This window comes from Pseudomonas sp. UBA1879 (genome assembly GCF_002338065.1).
Classification (GTDB): Bacteria; Pseudomonadota; Gammaproteobacteria; order Pseudomonadales; family Pseudomonadaceae; genus Aquipseudomonas.
On the sequence record NZ_DDHJ01000015.1, the window covers coordinates 467,399 to 490,765 of the forward strand.

Here is a 23,367-nt window from a genome sequence, read left to right on the forward strand (position 1 = left end):
GACCGTCATCTGTTGAACAGCCACGTCGAGTGTTCAGGCGCGATCACACCCGCCTTTCAAACAGATGCCGACTCATCAAAGAGGTCTGATATGCAATCGTTTGACACCGTTATTCGCAACGCCCGTGTCGTCACCGCCGCCGATACCTTCACCTGTGACATCGGCATCCGTGATGGTCGAATTGCCGCCCTGGCCATCGACCTGCCTGCTGGCTTGAAGGAAATCGATGCCGCTGGCCGCCACGTGACCCCGGGCGGTATCGACAGCCACGTGCATTTCGACCAGCCGACCGGCGACGGCTCCGTCATGGCCGACGACTTTTACAGCGGCACGGTGTCCGCAGCCTGCGGCGGGACCACGACGGTGATTCCGTTTGCGTGCCAGCAAAAAGGCCAGACCCTGCGGGCGGCGGTCGATGACTACCACCGACGCGCGGGCAGCAAGCCGGTCATCGATTACGCCTTTCACCTGATCGTCACCGATCCAACGCCCGATGTGCTGCACAGAGAGCTGCCGGCGCTGATCGACGAGGGGTATACGTCCTTCAAAATCTACATGACCTACGACGCCCTGAAACTGGGGGACCGGGAGATTCTCGAAACCCTTTCCGTGGCGCGGCGGGAAGGGGCCATGGTGATGCTGCATGCAGAGAACAGCGACTGCATTGCCTGGCTCACCGAACGCCTGCTCGCTGCCGGTCTTGGTGCTCCGCGCTACCACGCGAGTTCTCGGCCGATGCTGATCGAGCGTGAAGCCACGCACCGCGCCATTGCCTTGGCGGAACTGGTGGACGTGCCCATTCTGATCGTCCATGTGTCGGGCCGTGAAGCGGTCGACCAGATTCGCTGGGCGCAAAGCAAGGGGCTTAAAGTCTTCGCCGAAACCTGTCCGCAATACCTGTTTCTCACGGCGGACTCCCTGGGATGCGACGACAGTTTCGAGGGCGCAAAATGCATTTGCAGCCCACCGCCCCGTGACCCCGCCAACCAACAGGTGATCTGGGACGGGCTGGAGAACGGTTCGTTCGAATTGTTTTCCTCGGATCACGCACCGTTTCGCTACGAAGGGCGCGACGGCAAGAAGGCTCATGGGGACAGTCCGACCTTCGACAAAGTCGCCAATGGCATTCCGGGTGTCGAGACGAGAATGGCGCTGCTGTGGTCAGAGGGGGTTCGTACCGGCAGGATCACGCCGCAAAGCTTCGTCGCGCTGACCTCGACCAACGCCGCCAAGATGTATGGCCTGTACCCTCGCAAGGGCAGCATCGCCATCGGGTCCGACGCCGACCTTGTCATCTGGAACGAAGGTCAACGGGTTGAACTGACCAATCAAATGCTTCATCACAACGTTGACTACACACCGTATGAAGGGATGCAGTTGACGGCCTGGCCAGCTATGACGTTGTCTCGTGGTGACGTGGTCTGGGACGGTGAGCCAAGAGGCGTTGCCGGGCGTGGAAACTTCCTGCCTTGCGCTCGTCCGGTGCCAGCACAAACCCGCCGCCGCCAGAACGAGCTGCCGCTGTGAGCCTGCCTGCGGACGTTGCCCGCGTGCTGATCGACGCGTGGCGCGAGGGCGTCTGCCAGCCGTTCGATGCGCTGGAGGTGTTGAGCGAGGCCGATGCTTATCACGTTCAGGACCTCGTCGCTGCCGCGCTTGGATGGTTTCCCGATGACGGCGCAAACGTCTGGAAGCTGGGCGGCAGTCCGGGCCATTTGATCAGCGCGGCGCGTGTCCCCCGGCAGGCCATCCATACCACTGGCTGGACGGCGCCTGTCGGGTACTGCCATCGATTCGGCATCGAGAGCGAACTGGTGGTGCGTCTCGGCTGCGACCTCGATGAGCACGCCGACCTGAGCGCCGCCCGTGACGCCATTGCCGCGTGGATCCCTGCCATCGAGTTATGTGATACGCGGTTTGACAGTGGCGAGCACGCCCACCCGTTACTTCGGCTGGCTGACCAACAGCTCAATCGGGCGTTGATTCTCGGAGAACCCGTCGATTCAATGGGCGACTGGCTTCTCCAACGGGTAGAACTCAGGGTCAATGGCCAGCACCAGACAGGCGCCCGGGGTAGTCATCCCTTTTCCGATCCCTTGAACTCGCTGCCTTGGCTGGCGCGACACGCTGCAGCCCGTGGCACACCTTTGAAAGCCGGTGATTTGATTGCAACAGGGAGCTGGACCGGTCTTTACTGGGCGCCGCCGGATACGCTCATCGAGGTGATTTTCGATGGTCTGGGCTCGGTATCCATGACGAGTTGATCTGTCGTAATTCTTCGTGTCGCGTCTGAAAAAAAGGTTGATCCTTAGCCACGCTCTTCATTTCACAAGCAACAATGGACCGGGAGATCACATGCTGACCGCATTGGAAAAACAGCTGAGTTTTCTCAGGGAGATCGACCGCCTGAAGCGTGTCGTACGACAATCCCCGCTGTTGGACAAGAGCCGCAAGGAAAACTCCGCCGAGCACTCCTGGCATCTGGCGATGTACGCCCTGATCTTGAGTGAATATGCCATTGGGCAGATAGATCCCCATCGGGTGATCCGGATGCTGTTGTTGCACGACATCGTCGAGATCGATGTCGGCGACTTTCCCATTCATGGGGGATCGTCCAGCGAAGAACAGTCCCGATTGGAAGTTGAAGCGGCGCACCGTTTGTTCGGCCAGCTGCCCGCGCCCCAGGGGGATGAATACCGTGACCTCTGGCTGGAATTCGAGGACGCCCAGACCGACGATGCGAAGTTTGCCAAGGCCCTCGACCGTTTTCAGCCGCTGCTGATTAACGTGTTTACCGAGGGCGGGACTTGGTCGGAGAGCGAGGTGACCCGTGAGCAGGTCATTTCGCGATACGGCCCTGTCATCCGGGCTGGCGCCCCTCAGTTATGGGAGGTCTGCGAGCAATGGATCGCCGCCCATTTTCGCGCCCCCCACACTCAGAACCCTGCGGACGTCGGTTAAGTGATACGCGTACAAGCGGCCCACTAGGTTGTATTCGATTTCGCCCACGAACGTCCTCTGTCCCGTCGACCATCTGACGCTCTCTTGAATCATCGCATCCCGATAGTTAACTGCATCGGCATCCGTCGCAGCGCAGTGCTTGCCCGTTCTGCTTGCTCTTGCTCTTGCTCATGACAATGTCAGTGGGTGTATTTGGCCAGGACGATGCGCGAGAAGGCATTCAAGAACAGTTCCACGCGTTCGTAGCCGCCCGCATCTTGCGCGAACACCGACAAGCTATCTACCAAATGCGTGAGAAGCAGAACCAGGTCCTCTCTAGGGGCATCCGCTTCCAGCTCGCCAACGTCGAGTGCATGGTCGACCGCACATTCAACAGCTGCTCTGACGTCAGTCGTGAACCGGGATAACGCCGCGCGGGTCGGTTCAGTCAAGACATCACTTTCCAGCCGCAGTCGGCTGATCAAGCTCCAAGGCTTGCGAGTCTTGCCGTTCGGATTGAATTTTCTGAAAAGACTGCGATTGAACGCGAGTTCAGCCTGGACCTTTTCCTCGAGCGACTTGCTCTGGTCGAGCCAGATAGCTTGTTGCTTGGCAGTGGCCAGTTGCACGTAATCCGTGACGACTTCCTCCACCAAGCTGTTCTTGTTGCCGAAGTGGTAGTGAATGTTGGTAGTGGTGATGTCCAGTTCCTTCGCGATCACTCCGAAGGTGGTCTTGTGATAGCCATGCGCTATTAACAGATTTTTTGCCAGCTCCTTGATGTTGTCGCGCATCGACATCTCTTTTGGGGTGGCGTTGCCTTTGTCGTTCTGGCTCAAAGTCATGTCTCAGTAAGGCGTGCGGGGGAGGCGTGGCGCCGCAGGCAACTTGCCGGCGATGTTCGTTCATCGGCGGCCAGCCTATGCCAGTGACTCATCTGCGTTCGATGTTACACGACATTTTCCCTGATCAGACTCCGTCGGCTATGGCTCGCTCCCTGTCGCCGCGAATCGCCAGTACCCGAAAAACGGTTGCGTAACTGCGGAGGCGGTGGTATCAATTGCCCCGAAACATACTTACTAGTAAGTAAGTTTCGTGCGAGCTGTCTCAAAGCCAAGCGGTGCTCAGGAGGATGTATGCAAGATACCGTGGTCGTCCGATTGGTAGGGGCAGTTGCCGAAGTCGTGATCAATCGCCCAGAGAAACTGAATGCGATGACGCCGGAAATGACCACCGCGCTGGAGGAAGTCAGGTGCGAGCTTGACCGCGATAACAACGTGCGTGTGATCTTGTTGCGAGGTGAGGGGCCGCGCGCGTTTTGCGCTGGAAGCGATCTCGATTCGCTCAACACGTACCGCAGTGCCTGGGAGTTTCGCGGTCGCACGGACTACGCCGCGGTCATTCGTGATTTCAAGAAGCCAGTTGTCGCCGCGCTTCAAGGATGGGTGTTGGGTGGCGGTCTCGAAATGATGCTAGCCGCAGACATTCGCGTGGCGGGGCACGGGGCCAAATTCGGCGCCCCGGAAGTAGTGCGTGGCTGGGTCGGCGGCGGCGGTGCGTCTCAGATGCTTCCCCGGCTGGTGGGGTATGGGCAGGCCATGAATCTGCTTTTGACCGGTGACGCCATCGACGCCGCCGAGGCGCATCGCATCGGGCTGATAGACGTGCTGGTCGAGGATGAAAGGATTATCGAAACCGCCATGCGCGTGTGCACGAACATAGCCAGGCACAGCCCGATCGCAACGCAGTCCGTCAAGGCCGCCGTTCGCGCAGCGTTGTCGACGTCGGTCGAGCAGGGCATTCGTTATGAGAATGAATTGACGGCGCTGTGTTTTGCCTCGGGAAACTATGAAGAGGGCGTCACCGCGTTCGGCAAACGGGCAAAGCGTGAATGATGGCAGGTGGACGCTGCCAGATGCATGGGTGAGGCCGACAGGGAAGCGCCGATAGAAAGTAGTGCCACAAATCAACAACAATAATTAGGAGACAGCGCTATGCACACGGCACACGCGCAACAGACCAAACGCAAAAACATCCGGCGAGCCGTTTTCGCCTCGACCCTCGGCACCATCATTGAATGGTACGACTACGGGTTATATGCGGCTGCATCCGGGCTGATCATCAACAAGCTCTTTTTTCCGCAGCTGTCTGTACTTGCCGGTACATTGGCGGCGTTTGCGACCTTCGCGGTCGGCTTCATCGTGCGCCCGATTGGCGGTGTAGTCATCTCGCATATCGGGGATAAATATGGCCGCAAACCGGCGCTGATCTTTTGCATCACGATCATGGGCATCGCTACGGTCGGGCTTGGGTTATTACCCACTTACGAACAGGTCGGCATCCTGGCACCGATCCTCCTGATCCTGATGCGGATGATGCAAGGCTTCGGCGCGGGTGCCGAGCTGGCAGGGGCCATCACGCTGGTTGCCGAGTATGCGCCACCACACCGCCGCGCGTTCTTTACTTCCATTCCGAACGCGGCGACCAACTTTGGGGTCATGCTCGCTATTACCACCTTTCTGATGATTTCCTGGGTGCCGGAAGACATCCTGTTCAGCTGGGTGTGGCGGGTGCCGTTCATCCTTTCGCTGGCCTTGTTTGGTGTGGCGCTGTACATCCGGGCCAAGCTCGACGAAACGCCCGAGTATGTCGCGGCCATGGAGAGCGCCGCTAAAGCGAAGGAGACGAAGGTACCGTTAGCCGAGCTTTTCAAAAACAGTCGACGGGAAGTGTTGTGCGGATTCTTGGCGATGGGCGGGCACCAGGCGCTGAGTTATGTCCTCAATACGTTCGCCATCAGCTACATGACTTCTACGCTTGGAATGGCCAGATCGGACAGTCTGATTGTGCTGATTGTGGCACTTGGATTCTCCTTGATTTGCGCGCCCATTGGCGGGCTGTTGTCGGATAAATACGGCAGCGGCAACGTGTTTGCAGCGGGCGCGATAATCGCCTTGATTCTGGTCTGGCCGCTGTTCCTCGCAATCGACACCAAGAGTGTCGTAATCGCCGCGCTGGCGATGAGCGCTGTCTATGGGATCAGTTGGGGCTGTACTTGCGGTGCGCAGGGAGCCTTTCTGTCGAACCTGTTCCCAACCCGATACCGCTTTTCCGGCATCGCTATGTGTCGGGAGCTGTCCGGCGCTCTTATCGGCGGGCCTACGCCTTTCATTGCCACGATGTTGGTGGCTTACGCCGGCGGCAAACCCACCTACCTGATGCTGTTCCTGGGTTTGTTCTCGTTCCTCACGTTGATTGCCGTGCTCATGGGTAAACACCTCTCGCGCCATAACGACGGCGAAGCACAGCCGCATCCGACGCCGATAGCCTCAGCCCGGCCTTGATCAAACCTTCCTGTCCCGGGCCGATGCCTGCGCGCAAAGCGCCCGGTACAGGTTTCTCCTTTACAGTTTTGCGGAGCTATCGCAGCAGCCATGAAAATATTGAACGCCGATCAGGCTATAGCGCTGATTAACGACAACGACACGCTGATCATCGGAGGTTCGGGAAGCGGGCACGCGGTTCCGGAGACCTTGATCGAAGCACTGGAACGCCGCTTCCTGGCAGAGGGCAGTCCACGTCAATTAACCTCAATCCACCCGGTCGGGCTGGGTGATCGCGGTGAGCGCGGCGCCTCCAGAATGGCGCATCGGGGCCTGCTCAAGCGCGTTATTTGCGGCACCTTGGTAGATTCACCGCCGCTGGCTCAACTGGCGCTAAACAAACACATCGAAGCCTGGACATTGCCGCAAGGCGTGCTTTCCCAGCTTACGCGAGAGATGGCGGCAGGCCGCCCCGGCTTGCTCAGTCATGTCGGGTTGCACACCTTTGTCGACCCGCGCCAGGACGGTGGCAGTCAGGGTGCGCCCAGTGATGAGCAGTTGGTCAGCCTGATGGAGATTGACGGGCGTGAGTGGCTTTTCTACAAGCCGTTCAAGCTTGATGTCGCCTTCCTGCGCGGGACGACTGCTGATGAGGATGGCAACATTTCGATGGAGCACGAGGCCATCTTTGGCGACATGTTGTCGATGGCACAGGCTGCCAAACGCAATGGCGGGCTGGTCATCGTGCAGGTCAAGCGCATCGCCAAGCGCGGCACCTTGCCACCCAAAACTATCAAAATTCCCGGCATGCTGGTGGATGTGGTGGTCGTGAACGCGGATCAGCCGGTGACGTACCAGACTCCCTACGATCCAGCCTTTACCGGGGAACTGCGCATTCCGCTCGACAGCTTTCCCAAGTTACCGCTGGATGAGCGCAAGATCATCGCTCGCCGGTTGGCGATGGAGTTGCAGGTGGGTGCCGTATGCAACGTCGGCTCGGGCGTGTGTACTGGCATCGGTCTGGTCGCGGCAGAAGAAGACGTGCTTCACCACATCGTGCTGACAAATGAGCAGGGACTGATTGGTGGCGCGCCAGCAGCGGGACTGGACGCCGGTGCTGCGCGCAACTACAGCGCGATCATCGACATGCCTTATCAATTCGACTTCTACGATGGGGGTGGTATCGATATTGCCTTTTTGTCAGCGGTTGAAATCGATGCCAGCGCCAGCGTCAACATCAGCCGCTTCGCCGACAAATTGATCGGTGTCGGTGGCTTCATCAACATCAGCCAAAACGCGAAAAAGATGGTCTTCGGCGGCACATTCACCGCTGGCGGCCTGGCGGTGGCGTGCGAGGGCGGGCGACTTCACATCCTTAAAGAGGGGGCTCATCGCAAGTTCGTTTCGCAGTTGCAGCAGGTGTCGTACAGCGGCCCTTATGCTCAGAAGCGCGGGCAATCCACGCTCTTCGTCACCGAACGAGCAGTGTTCCGGGCCATCGAGGGTGCACTGGAGTTGTTCGAAATTGCGCCGGGCATCGACCTTGAGCGCGATGTGCTTGCCCACATGGCGTTCCGTCCCGTCATTTCACCGGATTTGCGGCTCATGGACGAACGCTTGTTTCGCCCCGAGCCCATGAGGCTGGATGCCACCATGAGCGAACAAGCCTGGCCGGAACACCCGCGCCTGCGCGCACAGTCGGAGCAACGGCCGTGAACACGAATACATACAGCCCACAGGTGAATGGCTCCACGCGCCTGTTCGGTATCGTGGGTCACCCGGTCGTCCAGGTGAAGACGCCACAGTTAATGAATCCGTTATTCAATGCCGCGCAGATGAACGCCATCTGCGTTGCATTCGACGCGCCCGTCGAGCATTTCGAAACGATCATCGACGGGCTCAAAGACATTGCCAACCTCGATGGATTGGTGATCACCGTGCCGCATAAAGTCAGCGCGACTGCGCTGGTGGATAAGTTGTCGCCGGTTGCGCAGCGAGTCGGCGCCATCAATGCGATGCGGCGCGAGCCCGACGGCACTTGGTTGGGTGACATGTTCGATGGCACAGGACTGATCCAGGGGCTGGCACCGTTGGGTTTTCAGCTGCACGGCATGAGGGTCAAGCAGATCGGCGCCGGCGGGGCGGGTGCCGCAGTAGCCCATGCGCTGGCGCAGGCGGGTGCGGCGGCCATTGCGGTGAGCGATCCAAGGCCGGAGGTTTTACGAGAGCTGGTCACGCGCCTGCGTCACTTCTCTCCCGCCTGCCGCGTGGAGATCGATCACAACCCCGCCGATGTTGCCGCCACTGATGTGCTGATCAATTGCTCACCCGTTGGGATGGGCGAGCATGACGGTATGCCGGTTTCCTTCGGCGACTTTCCCCAGACCTTGCAGGTCATCGACATCATCATGACGCCGGCCCAAACCCCCTTGCTGAAGCATGCACGTCGGTACGGCTGCAATGCCACCAATGGCTTGCCGATGATTCATGGGCAGCTCAAGGAATTCGCGCAGTTCTTCGGCGTCGACCTGGCCGACATCACATTACCGTCTCCGAGCCACCTGACATAAATCGCAGCCCGGTTTTTACATCTTGCGAGCATCCATCATGAACATTTCTCTTCCGACCGCTTCTGGTCAGCTTGAAATCTATACGCTCAAGGGCGAGCCCTTGAGTGCAGCCCCGGCGGGAAGCCGCTTCAATCGCATCGCTTATTCCGCTGCCCACGTCGTCGCCGATCCGCGCTCTGCCGGAGAGCTGAATCAGTCGCCAGCCATCGACTGGGAGCGCACCATCGAATACCGGCGTTATCTGATCAATCAGGGTTTAGGAATCGCCGAGGCCATGGACACCGCCCAGCGTGGCATGGGGCTGTCCTGGGATACCGCGCGCGAACTGGTCGAAAGAACCATGCTCGAAACGAGCGATCTACCTGGCGCGTTGATCGCCTCCGGTTGCGGCACCGACCATCTTGAGCTGCATTCGGCGTTGTCCTGCGACGACGTCATCCGCGCCTACGCCACTCAACTGGAAGCCATTCAGCGCACCGGCAGCCGCGTCATCCTCATGGCCAGCCGAGCATTGGTGCGAGCCGCCCGCAGCCGCGAGGACTATGTGCGTGTGTACCGTGAAGTGTTGGGCATGTGTAACCAACCGGTGATTCTGCATTGGCTTGGCCAAATGTTCGATCCCGAGTTGAAGGGCTACTGGGGAACGGAGAATCTGGATGACGCCGCAGACGCCTGCCTGGAGGTGATCGGGGAGAGTGCCTCGAAGGTCGAAGGCATCAAGATATCGCTGCTAGACGATGCCAGGGAAATCGCTTTTCGCCGCCGCTTGCCCGACGGGGTGAGAATGTACACCGGCGACGATTTCAATTATCCGTCGCTGATCAAGGGCGATGAAGCCGGCTATTCCCATGCGCTGCTGGGTATTTTTGACGCGATCGCACCTGCGGCTTCACGCGCATTAGCTGCACTGGCTGAAGGCGACGTGAAAACTTATGACCGCCTCCTTGAACCTACGGTTGCATTGTCGCGCCACATGTTCCGCGCACCCACCCAGTACTACAAAACGGGCGTTGTCTTTCTTGCTTATTTAAACGGTTTTCAGCCGCATTTCTTCATGTTGGGCGGCCATCATGGCGCGCGTCCGCCTCTGTATCTGGCAGACGTATTCCGCCTCGCCGATTCGGCCAACCTGTTGCGCGATCCGGACGGCGCGATCCAGCGCATGCGCCTGGTGATGCAAACCCTGGGTTGCCAGCCCTGAATGAAGGAGGGGACATGAGATCTCTAGAAGGTCAGTTGCACCGGTGCGCGATCAACACCGCCACCCTCGGCCATCGCGAGCCGCTTGCGAAGACACTGGACAGGATTGCGCGTGCCGGGTTCGGCGGCGTTGCGCCTTGGCGGCGTGAGGTCGAAGCCATCGGCGCCGCGGCCGCAGCCCGGCACTTGCGGGCGCTCGGACTGACAGTGACCGGATACTGTCGGTCAGCCTATCTGGCAACCTGCGATGAAGCTGAGCGCCGAGCGAATATGAGCGCCAACATCAAGGCTCTGGACGATGCTGCTGAACTTGGCGCCCAGTGTTTCGTGCTCGTGGTCGGTGGTGCCCACGGAGTGAAAGGAGGACTGGTCGGCGCTCGCTCGCAGGTTCATGACGGTGTCGCCGAGTTGTATCTGGAAGCCCGTAAACGAGGGGTCCCGTTGGCCATTGAGCCTTTGCATCCGACCTACGCATCAGACCGCTCGGTGGTCAATACAATCAGGCAAGCTCTGGCTCTGTGCGAGTCGGTCGCGCCAGGCGACAACGCCATGCTGGGTCTGGCAATCGATGTCTATCACTGCTGGTGGGATCCTGACCTGGCCTCTTCGATAGCCTTGGCAGGCCAGGCCGGAAGAATCCTCGGTTACCACGTCTGCGATTGGCTCGCGGACACACAGGACAGGCTGATGGATCGCGGCATGATGGGTGACGGTGTCGTTGATCTGCCAGGCTTTCGCCATTTGATTGAACTCGCGGGCTACAGAGGGATGGTGGAGGTGGAGATATTTTCCGAGCAGCGTTGGTGGAAGGTGGCGCCCGATGAGGTGCTTTCGGTCTGCGCCGATCGTTTGCAGTCGGCGTGCTGACGCCCAAAATGAGGAGGGAAACAAGAATGAATGCTTCTGAAAACGAAGGCCGAGTGTTGGTGCCCGGGATGTATCATTTTGACGATATCAAGGTGGGCGACAGCTTCAACACCTCCGGCGTCACCGTTACCGAAACGCACGTGGTCAATTTCGCAGGCGTATCCGGCGACCTGTATGACATTCATCTGGATGACATCGCGGCGCAGGAAGCAGGCTTTCCTGGTCGCATCGCACACGGTCTGTTGGGCTTATCGTTGGCTGACGGTTTGAAGACTCGCTGCCCGGTTCGGCTGCAGGGGCTTGCAACGTTGGGCTGGAATTGGTCATTTCGTGCGCCAATCCTCATCGGAGATCGTATCCACGTGCAGATCAGCGTTGTCGGGATGAGGACGACGAAGCGCGCGGACAGAGGGATAGCCACCTTGGCGCTCAGCGTTCTGAATCAAACCGGAACAACCGTACAGGAGGGAGAAACGCAGCTGTTGATGGGCATGCGCAGCTAAGTTCGATGGTCAGAATTGAGGGGCAAGACTTGTGGTGACTTCCTGGCAGCCAGTTGGCCGTGCTTCCTCTGGACATACCAAGCATCCCACGCGAATGTTTTCGGATCACCGGGAGTGTGCTGGTCCAGCCTCATCACCCGATGTGTACTGCCTCCTGACAGCCAAGGCTTCAATGAACGAGCACTATCGTGCGTTTTGTCACAGAGCCGGGGCTGTGTCCGCTTCTGGCTGGAAGCGGACTGATCCCCCCGCGCCAAATCAGCGCAAATGTCGTTTAATCCACTCAGCAACGGTAACAGTTGTGATTTGCCGGTTGGCGTTGTAGCTCTCGGTCTTGGGCCAGGCAACGCCTTTGCCTTCAGCGAACACCGTTCGATACTTTTGCATCTGGTCGTCGGGCGCGGCTGCCAGGTCGGCCTTGAGTGCCGGCACCGTCAACTCCACCCGCTCTACCTTGCGATGCAGCAAATCATCGACAGCGTCAGCCAGTTGTCGATAGGTGATGGTGTCGCCTGCGGTGAAGACCACCTGATTGACCAGCTCCGGTTCGAGCAGGATGCACGCAACCAGATGGCCGATGTCCTCGGGGGTGGTGACGGTGACCGCGGTGTCCCAGCTGCCGAGCGCGCGCACGATATTCTGGCCAAGGTCGACGACGCCGAACGCTGGCTCGAACAGGAAGCTGGTGAACATGCCTGTGGAAATGATCAGCCACTGCACCCGTGTCTGTGCGCGCAGTAAGTCGCGCACATCCAGCTGCTCGTCAAACAGATTTTGCGGACTGCCCCGGCCAATCACGTCGTAATCCACTCCGAATTGCCATGGCAAATATCGCTTCAGATCGGATTGCAATGCTGCACGGGTGAGCTTGAGTTGGATACCTGCACCAGCCGCGAAGCCCAGACAACTGACCACCGTATGGAAGCCGCTGAATAGCGCGGCGAGGTCTTCCTCAGAGTCGTTTGTGACATCGGCAGACACCACGTGGATGCCCAGCGCGTCTAGTTCTTCGAGCAGTTGGCGTTTCGAGTCGGACTTGGCGTCGATCGCCGACGGTCGCAGCATGACGCTGACGCGAAGCATCGGCCGAGCTGCCAACTCACGGAGCACGGCCATACCGAGTTCCCCCGCGCCGAGGACGAGAATAGAGTCGGGTATTGCAGAAATCTGAGGCTGCATCTGTGGCTCCAGGTGAACTATAAGCGATGGATTTTTCTTATCCTGTCACCCTTGACGAATCTTCATAAGAAGGCACACGAGTGATACCGCATGAATGCAATGACTGAAGAAGAGGTGATCAGCCTGTCACAAGCGACTTGCGATGCGCTGAGTGATGAGGACGACGGACTCAAGCGCGAGGTGCTGACTCACGCGGGCAATCGCTGGTCGCTGGGGATCGCCCATACATTGGGAGTGGCGGGAAAACTGCGCCATGCCGAAATCGGCCGTCGTCTACCGGGCGTCACGCAACGCATGCTGACGCGCAGCTTGCGACAACTTGAAAGGGATGGATTGATCGCGCGTTTTGATTACGGTGAGGTTCCACCGCGTGTTGATTACGAGCTAACCGTACTGGGTCGAAGTTTTCTTGTACGCATGGTGCCGTTATGGACCTGGCTACTGGAAAACGCAGACAGTTTTCGGGCCGCCCGCGCTCGATTTGACGAAATATGAACCGGTGGCACGCTATGCCGACGTAATTGTCGTGAGTGTGGAAAGCGACGGTTGGATGACTCTTGTCCACGGCTGCATACCGGAGAACCCATCGCGCAATGTTTCAACCTATTGCATCAACCGCCGGATGTGCCTTGAGTTACTCATTGTCCGTATCTCTTGGCGCAGAAGGTCGTGCTTGGTTCCTTGAGGGTGGTTTTTTCTCTGGATGGCAACCTGTTGACGACCTGATCGCCAGGGAAAGCGTAACGTTCAGAATTTTTATTTCCCAGCGAAAGACATGCCCCCGAGACGCCGGACTTTGCTGCCAAGTGGTTAGAGTGGGAGTGTGTGTCCCACTTGCTCGGCGTTTTGACGGATATATCATGCCGATGCCCTTTTAAATTGTCCGTATGAGAACCGCCAAATCATGCTCTCGCCTCTGATGCGTCGGGCGGCATTCAACTGATGGCGGGCATGAGCAACTGCTGGCACTGCACTCGATAGGCCCGGTCTCTAGCGGCCGTTGCTACCACTATCTGGTCAACTGCCATGCAGCCCAAGGCCTTGACAAGCTCTATATATCAACCACTATATTTATCGTGATTCAGCTCTGCAAGCTGCATTTCGCCATCTCAGTGGCGGTCACCAGAGTCGATACAGGACGGTTAACGGGTAGCGGACGAGCTCCGGGGGAGCGCAGGAGGATAACCACGATGTCCAAGCATTTGATCGAATACGCTGACGCTTCGGCGAGAGTACGGGTGGTTTACGATGACATCATGCGTACCCGTCAGGTGGATCAAGTCAACAACTTTTGGAAATGCCTGGCCGCACACCCCGATACCCTGGAGCGAACGTGGTTCAGCCTCAAGCAGATTATGGCGCCGGGCTCTTTGGACCCGCTGACGAAAGAGCTGATTTACGTGGCAGTGAGCGTGACCAACAATTGCTCATACTGCATCGGCTCCCATATTGCGGCTGCTCGCAAGGCTGGGATGACTGACGACATGTTCGGGGAGTTGCAAGCGGTGATTGGCATGGCGAATGAGACCAATCGGCTGGCTGTTGGCTATCGCGTGCCGTTGGACGACGCCTTCAAAGAGTAGCGTCCATCCAATGGATGCGAGCTGCGATGGTCGCCACGGCGATGAAGGTTTTGGAAGATCCCGAATGCATGTCTAATTCGAGGCTGTTCTCGTTCGGCCGTGATCGAGGCGCACCCGCGGAACGATCCGATCTATGTCCTTGGTGGGCGGCAGACCGAACGCCCGGGCATATTCCCTGCTGAACTGTGTGGGACTTTCGTACCCCACATCCATCGCTGCCGCAGTGACGGAACGTCCCGCCGAGACGAGGAGGGCGCGTGCGTGAAGCAGGCGGACCTGTTTCTGGAACTGCAATGGACTCAACGCCGTCACCGCCTTGAAATGCCGGTGGAAAGCAGAGACGCTCATCGTCGCCTTTTCAGCCAGAAACTCGGTACGCAACGGTTCGGCAAAGTGCCGTCTGATCCACTGGATAGCCAGATTCACACGCGCGAGTGCGGTATCAGGTGACGCAATGTCCCGAAGCATCCAACCATGCGGGCCCTGCAACACTCTGTAAAGGATTTCACGTTCGTACGCAGGGGCCAGCGCGGCGATATCGTTAGGCCGATCAATAAGCCGAAGCATTCGTAGCCAGGCATCCAGCAATTCCGGGGTCACCGCTGCCACGGAAAAGCCAGCATCTTTATGTTCCCCGGCAACAGGGGGCAGGTCTGCCAGTAGAGATCCCAGCAATGTCAGGTCAAGCGTCAGGCTGACCGCGAGATAAGGAGCGCCATAGGGGTCTGGCCGTACTTTGCCAACTGCTGGCAAGTCGATAGACATCACGAAGTAGGTCGCTGGGTCGTAGTGAAGCGTTTGAGTGCCGACCGTCAGCGATTTGCTGCCCTGCAGGATCAGGTTGATCATCGGATCGTACACCGCCGCAAGCCTATGTTGAGGTATCTCCCCTTGCACCATGGCCACGCGCGGGATGCCTGTCTCAGTCCGCTCGTTCCTGGCAGATGCGGTTAACGCTCTCATTTCATCGAGTTGTGTATGCATGGTTCAAGCATCGCCGTCCCAGATGCTCAGCGCAATAGCCAAAGTAGGAATAGGCAGGATCTAGGCAGGATCTGATAAGGCTTTCGTTCATGTGATCGTTATGGTGCTCACATCTAGATCCAGCGGAGAAACGGTTATGAGCATTGTCATGATCACAGGTGGAAGTCGGGGCATTGGTGCGAGCGCTGCCCTGCAATGTGCCGATCGCGGTATGGGGGTAGTGCTGACGTATCAAACCAACGCTGATGCCGCAGGTGCGGTTGTCGATCGGATTCAGCAAAAAGGCGGCGCAGCGGTTGCCCTCCAGCTTGACGTTGGCGATACCGGCAGCTTTGCAGGCTTCAAATCGCGTCTGGAAGAGGCGCTTGCTTCCGTATGGCACGCGAATCAACTCCAGGGCCTGGTAAACAATGCCGGACACGGCTTGTACAACCTGATTGAGACCGTCACGGAGGTGCAGTTCGATGCGCTGATGAACGTGCATCTTAAAGGCCCTTTCTTTCTCACCCAGATGCTGCTTCCTCTCCTCGCCAAGGGGAGCGGCATCGTGAACGTGACCAGTGCAACCACGCGCGTAGCCACCTCCGGTGTTGCCCCCTATGCCGCATTCAAAGGAGGGCTTGAAGTTCTATCCCGGTACATGGCCAAGGAATTCGGTGAGCGACAGATACGGGTCAATGCGGTCTCGCCTGGCGCAATTCGTACCGAGCTGGGTGGCGGGCTGAATGAAGAGTTTGAAGCGCTTTTAGCGTCTCAGACGTCGCTCGGACGTGTCGGAGAACCAGACGATGTGGGACGCGTGATCGCCTCATTGTTGTCGCCCGAGAGTGCGTGGATCAATGCCCAATCCATCGAGGTATCCGGCGGATACATCATCTAGAACCGAGGCGCTACCATGCTTGATCACGTATTTATCTCAGTCGCAGACCTGGGGCGTTCAATCGCTTTTTACTCGGCGGCACTGGCGCCCTTGGGCATCGTCAATCGCCATGACTATGACGGTAAAGATGGACCGCCAGGACATCCTGATTTGAAGGGCTTCGGCGCAAACGGGCGCATGTTCTTCTGGCTCAAGATGGGCGTTGTCGATGGACGCTCGGCGCACATCGGCTTTGTGGCCACGAGCAAGAAGGCGGTAGAGGATGCTTACGCCGCCGCTATTGCCAATGGCGCGAAAGACAATGGCGCTCCTGGTGCCCGGCTTCATTACGATCCGCGGTACTACGCAGCCAATGTGCTTGACCCAGACGGCTACAGCCTCGAATTCGTTTATAAAAGTTGGCAGAACTGAGCATGAAGACGCTTTTGATTTACGGTGCCACAGGTTACACCGGTCGTATGGTTGCTCAGCACGCCAAGGATGCTGGCGTAAACATTGTTCTGGCAGGGCGCAATGCTGACCCGCTTGCCAAACTGGCAGCGTCTTTGGGGGTACAGTTTCGAGTTTTCTCGCTGGACTCTCCTTCACAGACTGATACAGGGCTAGAAGGCGTGGCCGTACTGCTGAACTGCGCAGGGCCATTCAAGCGCACGGCTCCCGCCCTGATCGATGCATGCATTCGGACCAAGACCCATTACCTTGATGTGGCGGCCGAACTGGACAGTTATCAGCTTGCCGAAAAACTTGATTCCGCAGCCATTGCTGCGAAGGTGATGCTGCTTCCGGGAAGCGGCGGGAGCGTGGCGATGCTGGGTTGCCTGGCCAGCAAAGCGCTGAGACATGTCGCCAACCCGGCAAGTGTTCGTATTGCGCTACAGGTGGCGGGACCCATGTCCCGGGGATCCGCCATCAGTGCCGGCGAGAGCCTTGCTCACGGCCATCTGGAGCGAGTAGCAGGGGCTCTGGTGAACGGATCGACACAGGACTTGCGACCATTTGATTTCGGTCATGGCCCGGCTGAGTGCTTTCCCGTGACTTTGCCAGATCTGATCACTATTTGGAGAACGCAGCCAGTGCCCGACATTGCGACCTTTGTTCGCGTAGCAGGTGACGGTTTCGGGCAGATGGATCCTGCATCTATGCCAGACGGGCCGTCCTTGGAGGAGCGTGTAGTAAACCGCTATCAGGCAGTCGTCGAAGTCAGCGATGCAGCCGGTAACGTGCGCGTGGCGTCGCTGGACACTGTTAATGGTTACACCTTCACCGCCATGGCCGCCGCTGAGGCAGGCCGCCGAGTTTTAAGCGGTGAGGTCATTGCGGGTTTTCAAACTCCAGCGGGCCTGTTTGGCGATTCATTTGCTGAGTCGATTGCCGATACAACGATTAAGGTGGCGTAACGTGCCGGATGAGTTTTTGGAGGATCTGCACCGGTGTAGCTGGGTGAGTTGGGTACGTTAACGGCGCATACCATGACGCGGGGTGGGTATCCCTGGATACAACGTTCGTAAGCCTTGAGAGATTGACCGATCGGCAGCCAGTCAGGGGAGGGGGCAGGCGACTGGGAGCGCTGTCGCTCTATAGCGTTCGATTTATAGCGGGTTGCGTGGGTCAGCTGCAGGAGTGTAGTGGCCGCTATAGCTAGACTCGCGTTGCGGTGCAGCAGGGTTTACAATGCGGGACCACCAGGGAATCCTCGGAAATGAATACAACGATACGCCGTCGTCGTCCTGCCTTTGACCGCGAAGAGGGTGTGCGAATCGCCCAAGAGCTCTTTCACGCTCATGGTTACGATGCAGTCAGCATCGCCGATTTGACCAAGGCGATGAGCATCGTGCCACCGAGTCTGTATGCCGCTTACGGAAGCAAGCTCGAATTGTTTGAACGCGCGTTGAACAGGTATGTGTCCATCAGTGCGCTTCCTATTGATAAGTTATTGGCACTGGAGGGTGAGCCGACTGAAGTACTGACAAATCTTTTTGTCACGGTGGCCAAGCACTATACACAGCATCCTTCCCTTCGCGGTTGCATGGTGACAGAGGCCATGCGTGCGGATGATCCGGAAGCAGCCGCAATGGCTGTGGAAATTGCCAGCCCTGCCATCTCTCAGATTCGTTCCTACGTTGCCAAGCACGCTCCACCCGAAAAAGTCGACGGCATCACGGACTACGTGGTTATGACGCTGCGCGGGTTGTCTTCCTATGCCTGCTTGGGCTATGCCCAAGAGAAGCTGGTCGAGTGTTCGAAGGTAGCGGGCCGAGTTTTCGAGGCGGAATTTGCGCCAGGCTAGGCGCCCACGCTACCGCTGTGCACCCCCTATATATCGCCATGAACGGTAGCCTTGCTTAAAGGCATCCTGTCTAGGCCGCTCTGGCCGTGTAATGCCACGCCCCCCGTTTGATGATCCCCCTGCATTTATACGGAAGCAGTCGCGCTGTGAGCTCTCTGCAGCACAGCGCAGAGCAAGCTAACCAAACGTTGGGCGTTGCTCTTGCCGCCGGTGATGCGCTGGAAAAGGTCTCTCAGGCGGTGTTTTTGATCAATAGCCAAAGCCAGATGATTGTAAATGCTACTGCGGAGCAGTCCTTGGTTGCGCAGCAGGTTAGCGAGTCACCGCTCTTAGTCGCGTTTCGCAGTGTCAAGCACCGGTGGCCGAGCAGCGAAAAAGCTTGCTCCGACGATGACGCAGGTATTACTCGTCAGATGAGTAGACGCATACAGCTTTTGAACATGCTTGCCTTCGCACTGCCGTCAGAGTCACCCGATCCACTCGCCTCGTTTACACATATAGCGATAGCTATAAATCGCTTGCCTCGTCACTTATGGCTGTGTGAAGATGGTTATGTATCGATCACTATATCGATCGTATTTTAGCGAGTTTCTTGGAGTAATTGTGATGACTGGCATCAATAACGGCTTGGATATTCTGGCCCGCCTGGACGCGGAGAGTGCAATCCATCGCCTTCATGCAACCTACACCCATCGCTTGGACAGCGGTGATTTCGAAGGCGTAGCCGATGTTCTTCAGCATGCCGTCTTACATGTGATGGGCAATGAAGCTTCGACCGTTGAAGGCCTGCTGGCATTTTTCAACGCGGGCTTGCAGGTTCATACAGACGGTACGCCTCGCACTTGGCACACGGTTGCTAATGTCCTCATTGAGGTCGACGCATCGGGCGACAAGGCGAGTTCGGCAAGTTACTACACCGTGCATCAACAACTCGATGGATTTCCTCTGCAGCCCATCTGCACCGGCAAGTACCTTGACCAGTTTGAACGGCATGACGGCGAATGGCGGTTCAGCCGTCGTGAGGTGACGCTGCGGCTGCCTGGTGATCTTCAGCACCATGTGCAAGGCGCGCAAACTGAAGCTGTGGCGCAACACGCTTAATCTCCTGAAGCTCGCACTCGTTTGCCGCTGGATGCACCAGCCAGCGGCGAATGGGGTGTTCGACTCGTCTTCCTTAGTTCATTCCAGAGCGGGGAAGAGCAAGTACTCGATTGTGCCCACTGCGTTCAAGCCGTGTGCCCGTGGGATAAAGCGTTAGTCCCTCTTTCATCACCAGATCTATCCATCAAGCCCTCCTGTCAAGCAACCGGAGCGGCTTGGGTACTGACCCCGACTCATCAAGCCAAATGACCCTCGCGGCCATGGGGCTCTTACACGTGAGGAATATGCATCATGACTAATAAACGACAAGCACTGGTTACCGGGGCTAACAAGGGAATTGGCTTGGCAATCGCTCGCGGCCTGGCCAAAGCGGGTATGACTGTCTGGGTCGGCGCTCGCGATCAGGTGCGTGGTGAATTGGCAGTAGCACAGCTGCGCGAGGAAGGGCACGACGTTCATTTTCTAGCGCTGGACGTTGCAGATGAAGCGAGCGTGCGCAATGCCGCGCAAGCGTTGGGCTCGAAGACCAAGGCTCTGGATGTATTGGTGAACAACGCCGGAATTGTAGTAGACATGACTGTTCCTCCAAGCCAGATCCGGATGGAGGATATGAAAGCCGTTTTCGAGGTCAACCTTTTTGGCCCGGTGCGTGTCACTCAAGCCTTCCTGCCGCTACTCAAGGCTGCCAACCAAGCGAGAATCGTCATGATGGGCAGTGGAGTGGGTTCGCTTACGCTCATCACCGATCCGACTTCAATTTACTCGACAGTCAATCTCTTGGACTACACGTCTTCAAAAGTTGCCCTGAGTGCAGTCACAGTCTCGTTCGCCAAGGAGTTGGAACCCTTCGGCATTAAGGTCAACGTTGTTGAGCCAGGACACGTGCGCACGGATCTTAATGGAAATTCTGGCTTCCTCACGCCCGATGAAGGTGCCGTAACGGCTATCAACGCTGCACTGCTCGACGCGGACGGCCCTACCGGCGGTTTCTTTGGCAGCCATGGTCGGCAGCCCTGGTAATCGGATCTGATCCGAGCGGGTGGATTTTGCCTCTTCCCGCTCGAGCAGCGATATTCGTTCAATTACGGAGCAGACACACTTGTTGGCGCTGAATACCGCTATTGAAGCTGCCCGTGCTGGCGAGGCGGGCAGGGGATTTGTGCTTGTGGCCGACGAGGGTTAGCGAGCCGAACATAGTACAGATAGACGAGCACTTACCATCGCTGCAGACGCGTTAACTGGATGTGCGGTCGTCCATCCCAGTTAGCTCGTCATGGGTTTGCCTGGTTTATTGCTGGCAAACGACCTCGACGTTGATTCCGTCCGGGTCGATCACATAGGCAGCATAGTAGCTGTCGTGATAGCGGGAGCGCACACCCGGTTTGCCGTTGTCGACGCCGCCCGCTGCTATTGCGGCGCTGTAAAAGCTGTCTACGGCAGCTCGATCAGACGCTGCAAAAGCAATATGGAAATCTACCTCTTGAGTCTTCCCGCTATGCACCCACAGCCGCGGGTAGCCTTCTTTACCAAACCCATGGCGTGTTCCCCCGTGACGTGTTTGATCGGCTGGAATCGTGATAACGCGTACGATGCCCAAAGGAGCGAGTGCCTGCTCATAGAATTCGCGGGAAAGCTCCGCATCTCGGACTGCAATTTCTACGTGGTCAATGATGGTCATTTCCGTCATCCAGTGATTCGACTGTTGTTAAAGATTGAAATGCGCCTATATCTGCACGCCAGCGCCTTTGCCTTTAGATCCGCGGCTCTCATCGTTGCCGCGACCAAGCAGCCGCTCTGGGTTGCTGACCTCCCATACGAGATAGCGCTTCCGCCTTGACGATGCCTAGCTCCCTGTCAAATGAGCGTCTGATACCGTCGGCGTTCCGGCCGCTGCTGCGATAGCTTTGGGAAGCACCGACGCCCGCCTGCCTGTTCAAGCGCCCTCGACACGCAAAAATGATGAGCAATATGCCACGCTTTAGTGATCACTACAAAGCACTTGTAGCGATCACTAATCATGGCTATTGTAGCGGTCACTACAACACGAGGGGATTGAGGTCAGACATGAAAGAGCAGCTCGAAAAACGCATAGCCTTGGTGACGGGCGGTAGCAGTGGCATTGGATTTGCCATTGCTCGTCGACTCATTGAAGACGGTTTTTTTGTAGTGATCACAGGTAGACGACAGCAGGCTTTGGATGAGGCCGTGGCGTCACTGGGTGGCAACGCACTGGGACTTTCTGCGGACGTGAGCAGCGCTGAGAGTCTCAAGCAACCCTATTCAGAAATAGAACAGAGATTTGGTCGAATCGATGTGCTGGTGGCCAACGCAGGTGGCGGGGTGCATGCGCCCCTCGGTCAAATCACTGAGACGCAGATTGACCAGATGTTTTCCACGAACGTCAAGGGCGTAGTGCTGACCATTCAGGGGGCGCTGCCGCTGCTGAAACGCGGGTCGAGCGTAGTGATCATAGGTTCCTCAGCTTCTATAGATCCAGGGGCGACGATGAGCATCTATGGCGCAACAAAAGCGGCTGTTCGAAACATGGTTCGAAGCTGGATAGTCGAACTAAAAGGGTCGGGCATCCGTATGAATATACTGAGCCCTGGCCCGACCAATACTTCTTCACTTCGCGCAGCGTTTGGTGACCATGCGGAAGACGGACTTGCCTTTCTGCAAGCAAAAAGTCCACTCAATCGTATCGGTGAGGCTTCGGAAATTGCATCAGCGGTGGCGTTTCTGGCAGGGGATCAGGCTAGCTACATCAACGGCGTGGAGCTCTTTGCCGATGGCGGCGCATCTCAGATGTAGACGTGTCCATCTTAGAGAGAGGGCAACGGTTAGCATTTCCCTGACTCAGTGATCCTGTCACTGATGAATGAATCGCTCACCGCTGCGCAGTTGCACATTCGCCGAGGTGAAAGAATCAGGCCAGCCGATAGGCAGATGACTTCCCGTTGGGTCAGAGCAAATCGCTACTAAAGGCGCTGTCGCGCGGTGCCTCATCTGGGCTGCTGTATCAAGCCATTGAAGTCAGGCGATCGCGTCGCGTACCTGCCGCTGAATCCACTCACAAAATATGGTCACCCCATAGCTGTGTTCTTGGGTGGTGGAGGTAAGCAGATAGTAGCCCGCGGCGCGCTCCATAGGCTTGTTGAAGGGCGTGATCAACCGACCTGATTCCAGCTCTTGTTTCAAAAGGCGTGTTTGTCCCATCGCTATCCCTAGCCCCTCCGCCGCCGCCTGGTAAGCCAGCAGGGAACTGGGCAGAGAGGCTCGACTGTCCTTGTTGTTCAGGTGCATACCGTCGACAAAGGCGAGCCACTCTGGCCAGTCAGCGGTGCGGTAATGGGAGTCGAGTAGCTTGAAGTGACGCAGGTCTTCCGGAACGTTCAACGGGGCCTTTCCTTGAAGCAAGGCGGTACTGCACACGGGCTCGATGATGTCAGAAAACAATTTGAGTGCTGAGGGGCCGGCTTGATCATCCCTGACAAATTCAATCGATATGTCCTGTTCATCCCGATCAAAGTTCGCAGGCTTTACGCCAGTGCTTAGCTGTACCTTGATAGTGGGATAGGCCGTTTCGAAGCCTGGCAAGTACCGCAGTAGCCATTTCGCGGCGAACGTGGTGTAGGCGCGGATTCGCAGCGTCTTGTCCTGCCGGTGTATTCGCTCCGTCGCTCGCACGATACCGGCAAAAGCCGGACCGATTTCCTGCTGATATTCCATGCCTAACTTGGTCAGGGAGACGCCTCTGGCCTCGCGCTGAAACAGGCGGACGCCCAGGTAATCTTCAATCAACAAAATCTGCCGGCTAACGGCCGATTGTGACACGTTCAGTTCCTCCGCGGCTTTGGTCAGGTTGCCCAAACGTGCAGCAGCTTCAAATACCTTGAGAGCGTTCAGAGGAGGAATGCGACGCATAGAAGCCATACCAAAAACTCATGGAT

26 protein-coding genes are annotated in these 23,367 nt (G+C 57.6%); 21 read left to right on the forward strand and 5 right to left on the reverse strand.

Annotated features, from left to right (window positions below; translation table 11 throughout):
• Positions 1-90: 90 nt before the first annotated feature.
• From hydA to B3N48_RS17220, 3 genes are all read left to right on the forward strand, one after another.
• Positions 91-1,527: a dihydropyrimidinase gene (gene hydA, locus B3N48_RS17210; protein ID WP_349677026.1), complete on the forward strand. Its 1,437-nt coding sequence runs from the start codon at positions 91-93 to the stop codon at positions 1,525-1,527.
• Positions 1,524-2,264 (forward strand): 2-keto-4-pentenoate hydratase, encoded by a 741-nt coding sequence (locus B3N48_RS17215; RefSeq protein ID WP_296185732.1) that lies wholly within the window; start codon positions 1,524-1,526, stop codon positions 2,262-2,264. The genes hydA and B3N48_RS17215 overlap by 4 nt, the downstream gene beginning before the upstream one ends.
• 91 nt (positions 2,265-2,355) lie before the next feature.
• Positions 2,356-2,961: an HD domain-containing protein gene (locus B3N48_RS17220; RefSeq protein ID WP_296185735.1), complete on the forward strand. Its 606-nt coding sequence runs from the start codon at positions 2,356-2,358 to the stop codon at positions 2,959-2,961.
• Between the two features lie 179 nt (positions 2,962-3,140).
• Here the strand turns inward: B3N48_RS17220 and B3N48_RS17225 are convergent, their stop codons facing one another.
• Complete coding sequence (locus B3N48_RS17225) at positions 3,141-3,779, reverse strand: TetR/AcrR family transcriptional regulator (RefSeq protein WP_296185737.1); 639 nt, start codon at positions 3,777-3,779, stop codon at positions 3,141-3,143.
• A 297-nt stretch (positions 3,780-4,076) separates the two neighbouring features.
• Here B3N48_RS17225 and B3N48_RS17230 point away from each other — a divergent pair, with 297 nt between their 5' ends.
• From B3N48_RS17230 to B3N48_RS17260, 7 genes are all read left to right on the forward strand, one after another.
• Positions 4,077-4,835, forward strand: a complete 759-nt coding sequence (locus tag B3N48_RS17230; RefSeq protein WP_296185739.1) for an enoyl-CoA hydratase/isomerase family protein — start codon at positions 4,077-4,079, stop codon at positions 4,833-4,835.
• A 99-nt stretch (positions 4,836-4,934) separates the two neighbouring features.
• On the forward strand, positions 4,935-6,284 hold the full coding sequence (locus tag B3N48_RS17235; protein WP_296185740.1) for an MFS transporter: 1,350 nt from the start codon (positions 4,935-4,937) through the stop codon (positions 6,282-6,284).
• A gap of 90 nt (positions 6,285-6,374) precedes the next feature.
• Positions 6,375-7,979: an acyl CoA:acetate/3-ketoacid CoA transferase gene (locus tag B3N48_RS17240; RefSeq protein ID WP_296185744.1), complete on the forward strand. Its 1,605-nt coding sequence runs from the start codon at positions 6,375-6,377 to the stop codon at positions 7,977-7,979.
• A 53-nt stretch (positions 7,980-8,032) separates the two neighbouring features.
• On the forward strand, positions 8,033-8,833 hold the full coding sequence (locus B3N48_RS17245; protein ID WP_296185747.1) for a shikimate dehydrogenase family protein: 801 nt from the start codon (positions 8,033-8,035) through the stop codon (positions 8,831-8,833).
• Positions 8,834-8,870: 37 nt separating this feature from the next.
• Positions 8,871-10,034: a dihydrodipicolinate synthase family protein gene (locus tag B3N48_RS17250; RefSeq protein ID WP_296185749.1), complete on the forward strand. Its 1,164-nt coding sequence runs from the start codon at positions 8,871-8,873 to the stop codon at positions 10,032-10,034.
• A gap of 14 nt (positions 10,035-10,048) precedes the next feature.
• Complete coding sequence (locus B3N48_RS17255) at positions 10,049-10,900, forward strand: sugar phosphate isomerase/epimerase family protein (RefSeq protein ID WP_296185751.1); 852 nt, start codon at positions 10,049-10,051, stop codon at positions 10,898-10,900.
• A 26-nt stretch (positions 10,901-10,926) separates the two neighbouring features.
• Positions 10,927-11,403 (forward strand): MaoC/PaaZ C-terminal domain-containing protein, encoded by a 477-nt coding sequence (locus tag B3N48_RS17260; RefSeq protein ID WP_296185753.1) that lies wholly within the window; start codon positions 10,927-10,929, stop codon positions 11,401-11,403.
• 258 nt (positions 11,404-11,661) lie between these two features.
• Here B3N48_RS17260 and B3N48_RS17265 read toward each other — a convergent pair whose 3' ends face one another.
• The gene (locus B3N48_RS17265) at positions 11,662-12,582 is read right to left on the reverse strand and encodes an aromatic alcohol reductase (protein WP_296185755.1); all 921 of its coding nucleotides are present in this window, start codon (positions 12,580-12,582) and stop codon (positions 11,662-11,664) included.
• 99 nt (positions 12,583-12,681) lie between these two features.
• Between B3N48_RS17265 and B3N48_RS17270 the strand changes: the two genes are divergently transcribed.
• Both B3N48_RS17270 and B3N48_RS17275 read left to right on the forward strand, forming a co-directional pair.
• Positions 12,682-13,077, forward strand: a complete 396-nt coding sequence (locus B3N48_RS17270; protein ID WP_296186174.1) for a winged helix-turn-helix transcriptional regulator — start codon at positions 12,682-12,684, stop codon at positions 13,075-13,077.
• A gap of 695 nt (positions 13,078-13,772) precedes the next feature.
• Positions 13,773-14,165 (forward strand): carboxymuconolactone decarboxylase family protein, encoded by a 393-nt coding sequence (locus tag B3N48_RS17275; RefSeq protein ID WP_296185757.1) that lies wholly within the window; start codon positions 13,773-13,775, stop codon positions 14,163-14,165.
• A gap of 72 nt (positions 14,166-14,237) precedes the next feature.
• On the opposite strand, the gene B3N48_RS17280 is transcribed toward B3N48_RS17275, so the two are convergent.
• Positions 14,238-15,149, reverse strand: a complete 912-nt coding sequence (locus B3N48_RS17280) for an AraC family transcriptional regulator (RefSeq protein WP_296185758.1) — start codon at positions 15,147-15,149, stop codon at positions 14,238-14,240.
• Positions 15,150-15,285: 136 nt separating this feature from the next.
• Between B3N48_RS17280 and B3N48_RS17285 the strand changes: the two genes are divergently transcribed.
• The 8 genes from B3N48_RS17285 (at position 15,286) to B3N48_RS17320 (ending at position 20,600) form a co-directional block, all read left to right on the forward strand.
• Positions 15,286-16,029, forward strand: a complete 744-nt coding sequence (locus B3N48_RS17285; RefSeq protein WP_296185760.1) for an SDR family NAD(P)-dependent oxidoreductase — start codon at positions 15,286-15,288, stop codon at positions 16,027-16,029.
• Positions 16,030-16,044: 15 nt separating this feature from the next.
• A complete protein-coding gene (locus B3N48_RS17290) occupies positions 16,045-16,440 on the forward strand; it encodes a VOC family protein (protein ID WP_296185762.1) in 396 nt (131 codons plus the stop codon).
• Positions 16,441-16,442: 2 nt separating this feature from the next.
• Positions 16,443-17,426 carry a saccharopine dehydrogenase family protein gene (locus B3N48_RS17295; RefSeq protein WP_296185763.1) on the forward strand — a complete coding sequence of 328 codons (984 nt, stop codon included), beginning with the start codon at positions 16,443-16,445 and terminating at the stop codon, positions 17,424-17,426.
• Between the two features lie 302 nt (positions 17,427-17,728).
• The gene (locus B3N48_RS17300) at positions 17,729-18,316 is read left to right on the forward strand and encodes a TetR/AcrR family transcriptional regulator (protein ID WP_296185765.1); all 588 of its coding nucleotides are present in this window, start codon (positions 17,729-17,731) and stop codon (positions 18,314-18,316) included.
• 146 nt (positions 18,317-18,462) lie between these two features.
• The gene (locus tag B3N48_RS17305) at positions 18,463-18,900 is read left to right on the forward strand and encodes a hypothetical protein (RefSeq protein ID WP_296185770.1); all 438 of its coding nucleotides are present in this window, start codon (positions 18,463-18,465) and stop codon (positions 18,898-18,900) included.
• A gap of 22 nt (positions 18,901-18,922) precedes the next feature.
• The gene (locus B3N48_RS17310; protein ID WP_296185771.1) at positions 18,923-19,417 is read left to right on the forward strand and encodes a nuclear transport factor 2 family protein; all 495 of its coding nucleotides are present in this window, start codon (positions 18,923-18,925) and stop codon (positions 19,415-19,417) included.
• A 291-nt stretch (positions 19,418-19,708) separates the two neighbouring features.
• A complete protein-coding gene (locus tag B3N48_RS17315; RefSeq protein WP_296185773.1) occupies positions 19,709-20,437 on the forward strand; it encodes an SDR family oxidoreductase in 729 nt (242 codons plus the stop codon).
• A 19-nt stretch (positions 20,438-20,456) separates the two neighbouring features.
• Positions 20,457-20,600 carry a methyl-accepting chemotaxis protein gene (locus B3N48_RS17320; RefSeq protein ID WP_414704250.1) on the forward strand — a complete coding sequence of 48 codons (144 nt, stop codon included), beginning with the start codon at positions 20,457-20,459 and terminating at the stop codon, positions 20,598-20,600.
• A 105-nt stretch (positions 20,601-20,705) separates the two neighbouring features.
• Here the strand turns inward: B3N48_RS17320 and B3N48_RS17325 are convergent, their stop codons facing one another.
• Entirely contained in the window at positions 20,706-21,095 is a 390-nt protein-coding gene (locus B3N48_RS17325) for a VOC family protein (RefSeq protein WP_296185774.1), read from the reverse strand.
• Positions 21,096-21,481: 386 nt separating this feature from the next.
• Between B3N48_RS17325 and B3N48_RS17330 the strand changes: the two genes are divergently transcribed.
• On the forward strand, positions 21,482-22,228 hold the full coding sequence (locus tag B3N48_RS17330) for an SDR family NAD(P)-dependent oxidoreductase (protein WP_296185778.1): 747 nt from the start codon (positions 21,482-21,484) through the stop codon (positions 22,226-22,228).
• A 222-nt stretch (positions 22,229-22,450) separates the two neighbouring features.
• Here B3N48_RS17330 and B3N48_RS17335 read toward each other — a convergent pair whose 3' ends face one another.
• The gene (locus B3N48_RS17335) at positions 22,451-23,350 is read right to left on the reverse strand and encodes a LysR family transcriptional regulator (RefSeq protein ID WP_296185780.1); all 900 of its coding nucleotides are present in this window, start codon (positions 23,348-23,350) and stop codon (positions 22,451-22,453) included.
• Positions 23,351-23,367 lie beyond the last annotated feature (17 nt).